Source organism: Exiguobacterium sp. R-17, assembly GCF_049913315.1.
Taxonomy (GTDB): Bacteria; Bacillota; Bacilli; order Exiguobacteriales; family Exiguobacteriaceae; genus Exiguobacterium_A.
In genome coordinates this window covers 2733392-2745898 of sequence record NZ_CP184372.1, presented here as the reverse complement: position 1 = coordinate 2745898, position 12507 = coordinate 2733392, and the positions used below count along the sequence as shown (strand labels likewise).

Here is a 12507-nt window from a genome sequence, read left to right as displayed (position 1 = left end):
CATCAATCAGCGAAAGACGCTGTTTGATGCGGATTTTTGATTATTTCTTCAACAAGAGATAGATAAAATAAGGTGCTCCGATCAAGGCGACGACGATCCCAGCTGGCACGCCGTCCGGTCCCGCAATGTTGCGTCCGATCGTATCAGCGAACGCAAGCAACCATCCGCCGAGCAAGAGGGCAACCGGTAAGAAGAACTGATGCCGTGGTCCAACGAGCGCGCGGGCGATATGTGGCGCCATCAGACCGATGAAGGAAATCCCACCCGTGACGGAGACGGCAGCAGCGGCAAGTGCGACGGCTGTCAACAAGAGTTGGATCCGTTCTTTTTCAAGCGCGACGCCGACACCGATTGCGACCGGTTCATTCAAGGCAAGGAGATTGAGTTTATTCGCCTTATAGAACGTCAGCGGAATCAAGACGAGTAGCCACGGTAAGAGTGAGTAGACGAAGATCCAGTCCGTCCCCCAGATGTTACCAGCGAGCCACTTAGCGATGAAGTCGACCTTTTCACGACGCGTCGACGAAATCAGAATGACCATGATTCCGGAGAGCGCCATCGAGAAGCCAACACCAGTCAAAATCAAGCGAATCGGTTGCAGTCCTTGCACACGATCGTATGAGAATAGATAAATCGCCGTCGCGGTCACGAGTGCACCGAGAAAGGCAGCGATCGGTAACAGATAAATGAATGATCCGATATCGACCGGGAAGTACAGGAAAAACAAGGCGACGGCGACACCAGCTCCGGTATTGATGCCGATGATACCAGGATCAGCGAGTTCATTGCGCGTGATCCCTTGGAGGATCGAACCGGATAAAGCGAGTGCCATTCCTGCCATGACGGTGATGAGCAGTCGTGGTAAGCGGAGCGAATAGAGGACGAACTCCTCTTTGAACGAGCCGTTTCCAAGTAACGTCGGCAACAAACGATCATAGGATAGGGAAGCAGGTCCGAGACCGATGCTGACGACGAGTGTTGCGATCAATAGTGCCAGTAACGTCCAAAACGTCAGTTGCTGGCGACGACGTAAACGAGATTCCATCATGAGAAAGCACGCCCTCCTTTCCGAACGATCAAGAGGAAGAATGGTAGTCCGAGCATTGAGACGATCGCGATGACCGGAGTCTCGTAGGGAGCATACAATGTCCGACCGATTGTATCGGCAAGTAACATGAACGTCGCACCAAAGATCGCGGTCATTGGCAGGATGAACCGATAGTCCGTCCCGACGATCGCGCGGACGATATGTGGAATCATCAGCCCGATGAACGCCATGTTACCGACGAGTGCAACAGCAGCACCTGCAAGCAGAATGACGACAACATAAAGTACTGCTTTGATCCGCTGGATGTTTTGTCCGAGTCCGAGCGCGACTTCTTCCGATAGACTGAGAATCGTCAATTGTCGGGAGAAGATGAAGGCAATCACAATCCCGATCGCGATGACCGGAGTGATGACTTGCAGTTGTCCCCATGTCGACCCGACGAGTCCACCGGACGTCCATTGTGAGACATCTTGAGCGATCTTGAAGTAGATGCCGATGCCTTCCGCAATCGCATACAGAAAGGCTGAGATTGCAGAACCGGCAAGGACGATCCGGAGTGGCGAAAAACCACCTTTTTTCGAAGCACCGATTCCAAAGACAAGTGCTGCCCCAAGTGCTGCTCCGAAGAAACAAGCAATCATGATACCGAAGTACTCAATTTTCGGGAACAGGACGATGACGAGTGCAAGTGCTGCGTTCGCACCCGCCGTCAGACCGAGCAGACCAGGATCGGCGAGGGGATTGCGTGTCATCGCCTGCATGATGGCACCAGAGACACCGAGTGCCGCTCCGACGAGGATTGCTGCTAATTCCCGTGGCAGGCGGATTTCCTGGACAATTTTTGCTTTTTCATTCAACGGTCCGAACGTCAAGGCGTTCCAGACTTCGCGGATCGTCGTATCGGCAGCGCCGAACGTCATCGCGATCCAGAACATCCCGAAAAAGAGGACAAGACCGAGTGTGATTTTTATGCCGAACGGAATTCGACCAGCTGACATGAATGTCGCCTCCATTTCTGATTCAGGGAGTGAGCCGCAAAAAAAGGAAGGGATCCCGCAGGTTCCCTCCCTTATTTATTATGCATCAAGGAAACTTTTCTTGAAGAACTCGAGTTGACGTTCGAGTGTGAGAGGATCATTGAAGTAGAACTCCTTCGAATCGACTTCGAAGACATGATCGTTTTTGACGGCTGGAATGTTTTTAAACGTATCCGTTTTCGTGAATGAGTTGTCCGCTTCTGCGCTCTTGCTGAAGACGAGGTAGTCGCCTGCATATTCAGGGAGGACTTCTGGTGACAACGCATAGTAACCATCTTTTAATGCCATCTTCGTGACTTTATCCGGCATTTTTAATTTCATTTCTTGATAGAGAATCTCTGTTCCACGACCCCAGTTGTTGCCGAAGACGTAGAGTTGTTTATCGAAACTTTCGATGACAGAAACAGTAGCATCTTCACCGATTTTTGCTTTGATGTCTTTACCGGCAGCAGCGGCACGTGTTTTGAAGTCTTTGACCCAATCGCGTGCTTCCTGTTCTTTGTTGAGCAATTTACCGATTTCGATATGTTGCGTCAAGTAGTCGACTTTTCCGTATGTGTACGTGACCGTCGGAGCGATTTTTTTGATTTTGTCGAGGTTTTTCGTTGTCGAGTAGCCGATGATCAAGTCAGGATCGAGTTCGATGATTTTTTCAACGTTCTCTTCCGAAACTTCCGTAACATCTTTTAGTTTATCGAACTTCGGATTCGCTTTTGACCACGAATCAACACCAACGACAGGAACGCCGAGTGCCATGACGTTGCCGGCAAAACCAGCGAGGACCACGACTCGTTTTGGATGAGCTGGAACTTTAATGTTTCCATTTTCTGATTTATATGTGATCATTTCGTTTTTCGAACCAGATGCTGCGTCGTCTTTTTTCTCTGTATTGCCACACGCTGCGATGACGAGCGTGAGAATGAGTAGAACCGGTACAAGTAGTTTCTTCATGATTTAATCTCCCTTGATTAAGTTGTAGGTGATACACATCGGCTTGTTCGTTCGCGGATCGCGTCCGATTTCAGCATCGATATGGAATACTTCTTGTAAGACATCTTTTGCGATGACTTCCTCACACGTTCCGGCTTTGACGACTTCGCCGTTTTTCATGGCGATAATATAGTCGGCGAAGCGTGCCGCTTGATTCAAGTCATGCAGGACCATGACGATCGTCCGTCCTTCGGTCCGGTTGAGATATTCGAGCAGTTCGAGCACCTCGAGTTGGTGGGCGAGATCAAGATAAGTCGTCGGTTCATCGAGAAAGATGATATCTGTCTCTTGAGCGAGTGCCATCGCAATCCAGACCCGTTGACGTTGACCACCGGACAGCGCATCGACCGGACGATGTTTGAACGCCATCGTGTCCGTTGCTTCGAGTGCCCAATCGATGATCTCATAATCGTGTTTCGTCAAGCGTCCGAATCCTTTTTGATAAGGAAAACGACCGTATGAGACGAGCTCTGCGACCGTTAGACCGCTTGCACTTTCCGGAGTTTGTGGCAGGATAGCCATCTTCCGAGCAAGCAGCTTCGTGCTTTCCTTCGCGATATCAAGACCATCGAGCAACGCCCGTCCCGATTGATGGGGAATGATCCGTGTCATCGCTTTCAGCAAAGTTGATTTGCCGCATCCGTTCGCGCCAATGATCGTTGTGATTTGACGATCGGGAATTTGGACGGACAAGTCTTTGACGATGGGACGATCACCGTAGCCGATATTGATTTCTTCTGTTGCTAGACGTACCATACGCGACGACTCCTTCGTTGTTCTCTCCATTTTTCAATGATAATGATTATCACTATCGTCTCATTAACCATACCAGTCTCATAAAAACGCTGTCAACATTTTTTCTTGTGTTCAAGAGATGTTCACGTTATCATGAGAGAGTGAGAATGATAATCAATAACAATCAAGGATGAGGAGTGAGTGAGATGAGGGAACAGGAGTTGTTCGACGTAACGATCATCGGTGGAGGACCAGCAGGGTTATATTCGACGTTCTATAGTGGTCTTCGAGGCATGAAGACGAAATTGATCGAGTATCAAGCAGAACTCGGAGGAAAACTGCACGTCTATCCGGAAAAGATGATCTGGGACGTCGGTGGACAGCCGCCGATCACTGGTGAAAAACTCATGGCTCAACTCGTCGAACAAGGACTGACATTTCAACCGACTGTTCAATTGAATGAAAAGATCATCTCGATCGCAAAAGACGTCTTCGGTAACTTCGTCTTAGAAGCGGAATCGGGGCAGATTCATTATTCGAAGACGGTCATCGTCGCGGTCGGCGGTGGCATCCTCAATCCACAAAAATTAAAAGTCGAAGGCGCGGAACGTTTCGAAGTGTCAAACTTGAACTATACGGTTAAATCGATTGAACGCTTTAAAGGAAAGACCGTCATCGTCTCAGGTGGTGGGAACTCGGCGATCGATTGGGCAAACGAACTCGAACCGGTCGCGAAAAAGGTCTACGTCACGTATCGGCGAGATTGTTTTTCAGGGCACGAGGCGCAAGTTGATCAACTCGTCAAAAGTTCAGCGGTCTGCCTCCTCAATACGACGATTCACAAATTAATCGCCAGTCCCGATCACCAACGGATCGCGTCGGTTGAATTGATTGATTGTCAAACAGATGAGGTCGTCGAGATTCCAATTGATGAAGTCATCATTAATCATGGGTATGAACAAGATGCGGCGCTACTTGACGCGTGTGACCTCGATATTGCACGGGTCGATGACTTCTACATCGCCGGGAACGCCGCGAGTGAATCGAGTGTACCGGGACTATATGCAGCAGGAGATATTCTTTCGCACGACGGGAAGGTCCATTTGATCTCGGGTGCATTCCAAGATGCGGCAAACGCCGTCAACCGGGCGAAACGCTTCATTGAGCCGGAAGCGTCAAAAGTGGCGATGGTGTCGTCACACAATGAGGTCTTCAAAAAACGCAATCGTGCGTTGATTGAGGAACGCGTTAATCAACAATCTTAAAAATTATGAAAACGTCCAAAATGCTTGAAAACAAGCGGATTTTGGACGTTTTTTCGTACAGAATTCGGTTTTGTATTATAACAGATGGATTTGACAATGTGCTGTATTTAGGACAAAATTCTATTTATGTTCCACTACATGTAGGATACAAGTAAGACGGATGTATAAGGAGGAAGCGTATGACAACTACGAAACGTAAGCCCATTGGCCTTGCCTGGCAGATTTTAATCGGCTTGATTCTTGGGATCACAGTCGGTGGTGTATTTTATGGGAATCCCCATGTCGCGGAGTGGCTCAAGCCAATCGGTGATATCTTTATCCGGATGATGAAAATGATCGTCGTCCCAATCGTCTTTACGACGATCGTCCTCGGTGTCTCATCGGTCGGTAGTCCGAAGAGTCTCGGGCGTCTCGGCGTCAAAACACTGGGTTACTTCACGATCGTGACGATGATCGCCATCTTCACGGGGCTATTTGCAGCCAATCTGATTGAACCAGGTGCTGGCATTAATATGTCGACATTGGATAAAACGGATATCTCATCATATGTCGCAACGGAAGAGACGACAAAAGACGAAGGACTCGTCGAAAAAATCGTCAATATCGTACCGACGAACATTCTCGATGCGATGGTTCGTGGTGATATGCTCGCTATTATTTTCTTCTCAGTCTTATTCGGACTCGGTGTCGGTTTTGCAGGAGAGAAGGGTCAACCGGTCATTCGTTTCTTCGAAGGTGTCGCAGCAGCAATGTTCAATCTCGTCAACATCGTCATGAAGTTCGCACCAATCGGTGTCTTCGCCTTGATTGGTGTGACGGTCTCGACGTTCGGGATTGACTCGCTTGGTTCGTTATTCAAGCTTATCGCGACATTGTATGTCACAGCGCTTCTCTTCATGATCATCGTCTTCGGCGGCATCATGAAGTGGGTTGGTGTTCGGGTCTCGGACTTCGTCCGCGTCTTCAAGGATGAATTGCTCTTGACGTATTCGACCGCCTCTTCAGAAACGGTTCTTCCACGGATCATGGAAAAACTTGAGAAGATGGGCGTGCCGAAATCAATCGTCAGCTTCGTCGTACCGACGGGTTATTCGTTTAACCTCGATGGATCAGCACTCTATCAAGCACTTGCTGCCTTGTTCATCGCACAGATGTACGGGATCGACCTCTCGATCGGGACGCAGATTACACTTGTCTTCGTCTTGATGCTGACATCAAAAGGAATGGCTGCCGTTCCAGGCGTTTCGTTCGTCGTATTGCTCGCAACACTTGGTACGGTCGGTATCCCGGCAGAAGGACTTGCCTTCATCGCGGGGATTGACCGAATCATGGATATGATGCGTTCCGTCGTCAACGTTACAGGAAACACGCTCGCTTCACTCGTCATCGCGAAGTGGGAAGGTGTTCTTGATGAAGACCAACTCGATACGTTCATGTCGACAGAAAATAAGAAAGACGACATCCGCAGTGCGTGATTGTCGTGAGTATGGGGAAGGACTGAATCGTCAGTCCTTTCTTTTTTTGTCTCTGAAAATAGATTAAAGTCGATTGTTTTTAAAGAAAACCTCTTATTTTTGATTATAGTTAAAATTATATTGAATATTATTTATTTTATAGTTAATATTATTTATATAATCACAGGGGAGAGGCGATAGGATGGAAACGGTAGGAATCGTCATTGGTATTGTCACAGTCTGTATCGTACAATTTTACTTAGCGCGGCGCAGAAGAGTCTTTAGTTTCATCATTCCAGCGATCATTATTGGTCTCGGAATTTACTGGTATTTCGGAACAGGACCACACACGTCGGATCGTGAGTCATTGATCCGAATCGGTACATGTGTTGGATTGTCTATGATGATCTCGATGGCTGAGATGGGTGTCGACTCGCGCCGTAAGCAATTGCAGCGTGAAAAAGAGCGGATGGAGATTCAAGATTTGTAAGAGAAAAGTGAGGGAATACGATGGAACGACAAGACGTGCCCGCTTGGGTACTGGCACTCGAACAGGAGCATCTCGAGTTCATTCGGAAGTTCGTCTTGAGCTCCGGTTCGTTGAAGGATATGGCAGCTGCCTATCAAGTATCCTATCCGACTGTCCGGGCGAAGTTGAACCAGTTGATTGAGCGGATTGATTCGGTGCAACAGGAAGATGTCGAATTCATCAATATGATCAAGAACTTGGTCTTAGATGAACGGTTGAGTCTTGATGTGGCGAAAACGATCATCGATTCTTACCGCAAGGGTCAAGCGAAAGAATAAGCCAAAAAACGAGATTCCCGTCTGACGGAAATCTCGTTTTTTTATTGTTTATCGTTTTTTTTATCCTGTTCCTTCTTGATCATCTTCTTTGCTGCTGAGCGGAAGCGGAAGATCAAGTAAAGACGATAGAAGTCGATTGCGGCGAACAAGGTCAGGAGGATCGTCCAGAAGTTGAAGACCGTTCCTGCCTCGACTGAGTTGTTGTAGGCAAGAAACATGAAAAGAACACCAAAGATGGCATAGAACAATGCCATGAAGTTCGAGCTTTGACGCATGAAAACACGACCTTTCGTAAATTAAGACATCGCGTAGATGGCGAGTACGACGATTCCGTTGTTAAAGACATGAATGGCGATTGGAGCAAGGATCCGGCGCGTCTTGACGAAGACGAGCGAGAAGACGAAACTCATCGCGACATAGATTAAAAATTTGTTGTCTTGGTGAATCAGTCCGAACAAGGCACCCGTCAAGATGAAGCTGAAGAAGAAACCAAGCTTCGATGAGAGATTGCCGAACATGATGTGCCTGAACAAGAACTCTTCCATGATCGGTCCAAGCAAGACGACCATGACTTGCAGGAGCGGGATGACTTGAATCGCTTGAATGATTTGATCCGTATTTTGCGATTTCGCGACATTTTCGATCCCGCCTGCCATCCAGGCATCGATCAAATTGACGCTGATCAAGAGTGCATACAAAAGCGCAATCCCGATCCCGATCCATTTTAGTGTATCCATCGGATCGGTTTGACGTCCTTCTGCCTTCCATTTCTGCCAATCAGGACGCAGACAGTAGTAGGAGACGATGACGGCGACCGTGAAGCCGATCGCGAGCCACCAACCGGCGACGTCAGCAATGACGTTCTTCGGAAGGAAATACCGGAACGAACCCGGAACCAATTGGACGATCAGATAGATGATGATCGGGATGACGTGACGCTTTTGCCACTTCTCCGCCATCAGAAAAGGCAGACTGATTGGATTTTTCATCGTACAGGACACAACTCCTTTGTAATGAAGGTACTGTCCCGATTGTAACAAACAAACGGTCTTGGCGCACGATTGACGATGATTCAAAGGTGTCGATTTCGGGAAAACGGATAAAGGTTCAGGCTTGAATTCAGGAGAGAAAGCGTATAAGATAAAAATATGTTAGCACTCAACGAAAGTGAGTGCTAAAAACAATCATTTTCAAGGAGGATGTTTCGCATGTTAAAACCACTTGGTGATCGCATCGTGATCGAAGTCGTTAAAAAAGAAGAAACAACACTCGGAGGAATCGTTCTTCCTGGGTCAGCGAAAGAAAAACCACAAGAGGGTAAAGTCGTCGCTGTCGGTACTGGCCGTGTGACAGAGCAAGGCGTACGTGTACCACTTGAAGTGAGTTTCGGAGATCACGTCATCTATGCACAATATGCCGGTTCGGAAGTCAAAGTCGACGGCAATGAATACTTAATTTTACGCGAAAGCGATATTTTGGCAGTAGCCGAGTAATTCAGTCAATCATCTATAAGGGGGATTTCAGTCATGGCAAAAGAGATTTTATTCAGTGAAGAAGCACGTCGGGCAATGCTCCGCGGGGTCGACGCATTAGCGGATGCAGTCAAAGTCACGATCGGACCAAAAGGACGCAACGTCGTCCTCGAGCGAAAGTTCGGTTCACCACTCATCACGAATGATGGCGTGACGATCGCGAAAGAAATCGAACTCGAAGATCACTTTGAGAACATGGGTGCAAAACTCGTCGCAGAAGTTGCCTCAAAAACGAATGAAATCGCAGGGGATGGTACGACAACAGCGACAGTCCTCGCACAAGCGATGATTCGGGAAGGTCTCAAAAACGTCACAGCGGGTGCAAACCCGATGGTCATCCGTAAAGGAATCGAAAAAGCAGTCCGTCGTGCTGTCGAAGAGTTGCACACGATTGCAAAACCAATTGAAGGTAAAGAAGCGATCGCCCAAGTCGCAGCGATCTCAGCAGCGGACGAAGAAGTTGGTCAATTGATCGCAGAAGCAATGGAACGTGTCGGTCAAGATGGTGTCATCACGATCGAAGAATCACGTGGCTTCACGACAGAACTCGACGTCGTCGAAGGAATGCAGTTCGACCGTGGTTACGCGTCACCATACATGATCACGGATTCAGACAAGATGGAAGCGGTCCTTGAGAACCCGTACATCCTCGTCACGGACAAAAAAATCTCGAACATCCAAGAGATTCTTCCAGTCCTCGAGCAAGTCGTTCAACAAAACAAACCACTCCTCATCATCGCAGAAGACGTCGAAGGCGAAGCACTTGCGACACTCGTCGTCAACAAACTCCGTGGTACGTTCAACGCGGTAGCAGTCAAAGCACCAGGCTTTGGTGATCGCCGGAAAGCGATGCTTGAGGACATCTCGATCGTCACAGGCGCAGAGTTGATCACAGAAGACCTCGGTCTTGATCTGAAAGAAACACAAATCACGCAACTCGGTCGTGCGTCGAAGGTCGTCGTCTCAAAAGACAACACTACGATCGTCGAAGGACATGGACACGGAGATTCGATCGAAGCACGTGTCGGTACGATCCGTGCGCAAATCGAAGAGACGACAAGCGACTTCGATCGCGAGAAATTACAAGAGCGTCTTGCGAAACTCGCAGGTGGCGTAGCGGTCGTCAAAGTCGGAGCAGCAACCGAGACTGAGCTCAAAGAACGTAAGCTCCGGATCGAAGATGCACTCAACGCGACACGCGCAGCAGTCGAAGAAGGCATCGTAGCAGGTGGGGGAACAGCTCTCATTCACGTCACGAAAGCTGTCGAATCGATTCTGTCGGTCTCAACAGGCGACGAAGCAACAGGTGTCAACATCGTTCTTCGTGCACTTGAAGCACCACTTCGTCAAATTGCGGAAAACGCAGGTCAAGAAGGCTCAGTCATCGTCGAGCGTCTTAAGCACGAAGCACCAGGAATGGGCTATAATGCGGCAACGGACGAATATGTCGACATGATCGAGACAGGAATCGTCGATCCAGCGAAAGTAACGCGTTCAGCACTTCAAAACGCAGCGTCCGTTTCAGCGATGTTCTTAACAACAGAAGCCGTCATCGCAGATAAACCAGAACCAGCCGGATCTGCTCCTGCAATGCCTGATATGGGCGGCATGGGTGGAATGGGCGGCATGATGTAAGGCCTACAATCTTTTTTATACAGTTTGTAGTTTTAAGTTATTAAATTAAAATTTTCTTCGAATGTTCTATTCGGAGAAAATTTTTTTATGAAAATCAATAAATTATGTAATCGATTTAACTAGAAATGTACTATTTGGAGGTTTTTAATTGGATAACATAATAATAGAGCATCTTGCGTGCTTAGAAATAAATAATTATATTCTTAAACCCCCATTTCATTTAATTAGCAATGTCAATTGGAATGATAAATCTATTTCGTTTGATGGAGATATTGAAGTATATAAAGAAACAATTAATAAGATTAATTTTGAAGGGAGGGTACCAATCCAAGTAAAAGGAACAACAAAAGTTAAAAAAGGTTCTCACAAAAAAATGAAATTTGGTGTAAAAAAACAAGACTTAGACGTTTATTATAAAGATGGAAATGGTGTTTTATATTTTGTAGTAACTATTAATGCTGAAACAATGAGAAAACAGATATATTATAAAATGTTGGCACCGTTAGACTTAAAAGGATATTTAGGTAAACTTGCTCAAAATGGTAAGGACAGTATCGTAATAAGCTTCAAGAAACTTGAAGAGAATCAATTAGAAAATATTTGTAAGAGATTTATGAAGTTAGTTGAGAGTCAACCTAAAAAATTTATAAATAGTGATATAGAAAAGCATTATGAATCCTATAAATTGCAATACAATCATCTAAGTGACGGTCATGTTGACTTTTTTGATGAATTTGGATATTTGTACGGAGTTTCAAATAATCAAGAAATACCTATTAGTGCTGTTGAAGTACGACAGATTAAAGGAAGTATAAATGAAAATATAGATATAAATAACGTAGAAAAAAATATCGATTACGAAATAATAGAAACTCCTAAAAAATATATAATAAATATTGAAAATACTTTGAAATACGAAATTATTAAAAACAAGAGTAGATTTTCAATATCATTAAATAAAATTATCTCAGTTGAAAGCTATTTAAATTGTCTTTATTTGATAAAATATCAAATAGAAAACGGAAGTCTTCCCTTTCAGGGTTTTAATATAACTGTAAATAACGGTGATTCATTAAATGATTTCTTTAATGATTTTACTGGCGTAGAAGAAATAATTGAAAATCTTCAAAGAATAAGTGAAATTTTTAAGATAATAGGCTTATCGAGTGAATTATTTTTTAATAAAGATGAGAATGTTAATTCATTATTCAGTGGATTGATTGAAATTTTTGAATATAAAAACTATGGACATTTAAATATAAAAAATGGTGCAACACTTCAAGAGTTAATGATTTATGATATCGCTCTTTCGGACTTCATCAACGTTAAGTTAATATTTACAGACGAAGGTTTTTTAGATTTTTATAGTGAAGAAACTCTTGCAAAATTAGGTGGTCTGTTACCTAGAAATCCTGATCAAAAAATTGAAGAATATAATTCGAGTGATTGGGATTTTTACTATTTTAAAGTGAGTATATATTCTTCACAATCTATTGAAGAGATGCATTTTTCAACAAATTTTAAATTTGAAGTTTTAGAAAAGTCATTTGATGAAAAGTATCACGATATATTATCTGATGTAACAATTGATTGTGTTGTTAAATTTGTGAAGTATTTCGAAGAATCTTTAGATGAGAGATATTTAGATCTTGCTTTCGACTTAACAACAAGATATATAGAAAAATCACCAAATAGTTATATTGGAATGATAAATTACTATATAATTAAAAATTATCAAAAACAGAATTTGTTAGAAAATGAAATTAATAATATTCTCGATATTTCAGAAAATATAAAAAAAAGCGATACAAAACTAAAGTTTGCTTGTGAAGTGTTATTAAAGAATAAGCATAATGCGCGAAGAATATTTGAGTACATGAATCACAGTGATCAGGAAGAAATGAGAGAGTATCCGATTTTTTCTCTATTTTCTAAATTGTGATGAATATTTTACTGGAATTACTTAATTTATTCCGTTCTTTTTAATAATTTTAACCGACAGTT

General features: G+C 44.8%; 13 protein-coding genes. 7 read left to right on the top strand and 6 right to left on the bottom strand.

All coding sequences use genetic code 11. From position 1 onward, the window contains the following. Positions 1 to 40 precede the first annotated feature (40 nt). From ACN9MT_RS14345 to ACN9MT_RS14330, 4 genes are all read right to left on the bottom strand, one after another. Positions 41 to 1045 (bottom strand): FecCD family ABC transporter permease, encoded by a 1005-nt coding sequence (locus tag ACN9MT_RS14345; protein ID WP_426273523.1) that lies wholly within the window; start codon positions 1043 to 1045, stop codon positions 41 to 43. Further along, on the bottom strand, positions 1045 to 2046 hold the full coding sequence (locus tag ACN9MT_RS14340; protein WP_035410802.1) for a FecCD family ABC transporter permease: 1002 nt from the start codon (positions 2044 to 2046) through the stop codon (positions 1045 to 1047). Before ACN9MT_RS14340 ends, ACN9MT_RS14345 begins: the two co-directional genes overlap by 1 nt. A 78-nt stretch (positions 2047 to 2124) precedes the next feature. Further along, positions 2125 to 3036, bottom strand: coding sequence for an iron-hydroxamate ABC transporter substrate-binding protein (locus ACN9MT_RS14335; RefSeq protein ID WP_426272469.1), 912 nt, complete (start codon positions 3034 to 3036; stop codon positions 2125 to 2127). A 3-nt stretch (positions 3037 to 3039) separates the two neighbouring features. After that, complete coding sequence (locus ACN9MT_RS14330) at positions 3040 to 3831, bottom strand: ABC transporter ATP-binding protein (RefSeq protein WP_214852023.1); 792 nt, start codon at positions 3829 to 3831, stop codon at positions 3040 to 3042. A gap of 185 nt (positions 3832 to 4016) precedes the next feature. Between ACN9MT_RS14330 and ACN9MT_RS14325 the strand changes: the two genes are divergently transcribed. The 4 genes from ACN9MT_RS14325 (at position 4017) to ACN9MT_RS14310 (ending at position 7336) form a co-directional block, all read left to right on the top strand. Then, entirely contained in the window at positions 4017 to 5075 is a 1059-nt protein-coding gene (locus tag ACN9MT_RS14325) for an NAD(P)/FAD-dependent oxidoreductase (protein ID WP_426272468.1), read from the top strand. Between the two features lie 179 nt (positions 5076 to 5254). Next, a complete protein-coding gene (locus tag ACN9MT_RS14320) occupies positions 5255 to 6550 on the top strand; it encodes a cation:dicarboxylate symporter family transporter (protein ID WP_035410792.1) in 1296 nt (431 codons plus the stop codon). 181 nt (positions 6551 to 6731) lie between these two features. Next, complete coding sequence (locus tag ACN9MT_RS14315; protein ID WP_290788754.1) at positions 6732 to 7019, top strand: hypothetical protein; 288 nt, start codon at positions 6732 to 6734, stop codon at positions 7017 to 7019. Positions 7020 to 7039: 20 nt separating this feature from the next. Next, positions 7040 to 7336 carry a DUF2089 family protein gene (locus ACN9MT_RS14310; RefSeq protein ID WP_214852030.1) on the top strand — a complete coding sequence of 99 codons (297 nt, stop codon included), beginning with the start codon at positions 7040 to 7042 and terminating at the stop codon, positions 7334 to 7336. A gap of 41 nt (positions 7337 to 7377) precedes the next feature. On the opposite strand, the gene ACN9MT_RS14305 is transcribed toward ACN9MT_RS14310, so the two are convergent. Both ACN9MT_RS14305 and ACN9MT_RS14300 read right to left on the bottom strand, forming a co-directional pair. Continuing rightward, entirely contained in the window at positions 7378 to 7611 is a 234-nt protein-coding gene (locus tag ACN9MT_RS14305) for a DUF4305 domain-containing protein (protein ID WP_214852032.1), read from the bottom strand. A 21-nt stretch (positions 7612 to 7632) separates the two neighbouring features. Next, the gene (locus ACN9MT_RS14300) at positions 7633 to 8325 is read right to left on the bottom strand and encodes a CPBP family glutamic-type intramembrane protease (protein ID WP_426272467.1); all 693 of its coding nucleotides are present in this window, start codon (positions 8323 to 8325) and stop codon (positions 7633 to 7635) included. A 219-nt stretch (positions 8326 to 8544) separates the two neighbouring features. Between ACN9MT_RS14300 and groES the strand changes: the two genes are divergently transcribed. The 3 genes from groES to ACN9MT_RS14285 all read left to right on the top strand — a co-directional run bounded on the left by groES (position 8545) and on the right by ACN9MT_RS14285 (position 12445). Next, positions 8545 to 8829 carry a co-chaperone GroES gene (groES, locus tag ACN9MT_RS14295; protein ID WP_426272466.1) on the top strand — a complete coding sequence of 95 codons (285 nt, stop codon included), beginning with the start codon at positions 8545 to 8547 and terminating at the stop codon, positions 8827 to 8829. 33 nt (positions 8830 to 8862) lie between these two features. Continuing rightward, complete coding sequence (gene groL, locus ACN9MT_RS14290; protein WP_029342811.1) at positions 8863 to 10503, top strand: chaperonin GroEL; 1641 nt, start codon at positions 8863 to 8865, stop codon at positions 10501 to 10503. A gap of 148 nt (positions 10504 to 10651) precedes the next feature. Further along, positions 10652 to 12445 (top strand): DUF4365 domain-containing protein, encoded by a 1794-nt coding sequence (locus tag ACN9MT_RS14285; protein WP_426272465.1) that lies wholly within the window; start codon positions 10652 to 10654, stop codon positions 12443 to 12445. The last annotated feature ends 62 nt before the right edge of the window (positions 12446 to 12507 follow it).

What these genes read in the sequence shown, in the direction of transcription:
- ACN9MT_RS14345 (WP_426273523.1), bottom strand. Translation starts at nt 1,045, where the DNA reads ATGGAATCTCGTTTACGTCGTCGCCAGCAACTGACGTTTTGGACGTTA.
- ACN9MT_RS14340 (WP_035410802.1), bottom strand. Translation starts at nt 2,046, where the DNA reads ATGTCAGCTGGTCGAATTCCGTTCGGCATAAAAATCACACTCGGTCTT.
- ACN9MT_RS14335 (WP_426272469.1), bottom strand. Translation starts at nt 3,036, where the DNA reads ATGAAGAAACTACTTGTACCGGTTCTACTCATTCTCACGCTCGTCATC.
- ACN9MT_RS14330 (WP_214852023.1), bottom strand. Translation starts at nt 3,831, where the DNA reads ATGGTACGTCTAGCAACAGAAGAAATCAATATCGGCTACGGTGATCGT.
- ACN9MT_RS14325 (WP_426272468.1), top strand. Translation starts at nt 4,017, where the DNA reads ATGAGGGAACAGGAGTTGTTCGACGTAACGATCATCGGTGGAGGACCA.
- ACN9MT_RS14320 (WP_035410792.1), top strand. Translation starts at nt 5,255, where the DNA reads ATGACAACTACGAAACGTAAGCCCATTGGCCTTGCCTGGCAGATTTTA.
- ACN9MT_RS14315 (WP_290788754.1), top strand. Translation starts at nt 6,732, where the DNA reads ATGGAAACGGTAGGAATCGTCATTGGTATTGTCACAGTCTGTATCGTA.
- ACN9MT_RS14310 (WP_214852030.1), top strand. Translation starts at nt 7,040, where the DNA reads ATGGAACGACAAGACGTGCCCGCTTGGGTACTGGCACTCGAACAGGAG.
- ACN9MT_RS14305 (WP_214852032.1), bottom strand. Translation starts at nt 7,611, where the DNA reads ATGCGTCAAAGCTCGAACTTCATGGCATTGTTCTATGCCATCTTTGGT.
- ACN9MT_RS14300 (WP_426272467.1), bottom strand. Translation starts at nt 8,325, where the DNA reads ATGAAAAATCCAATCAGTCTGCCTTTTCTGATGGCGGAGAAGTGGCAA.
- groES (WP_426272466.1), top strand. Translation starts at nt 8,545, where the DNA reads ATGTTAAAACCACTTGGTGATCGCATCGTGATCGAAGTCGTTAAAAAA.
- groL (WP_029342811.1), top strand. Translation starts at nt 8,863, where the DNA reads ATGGCAAAAGAGATTTTATTCAGTGAAGAAGCACGTCGGGCAATGCTC.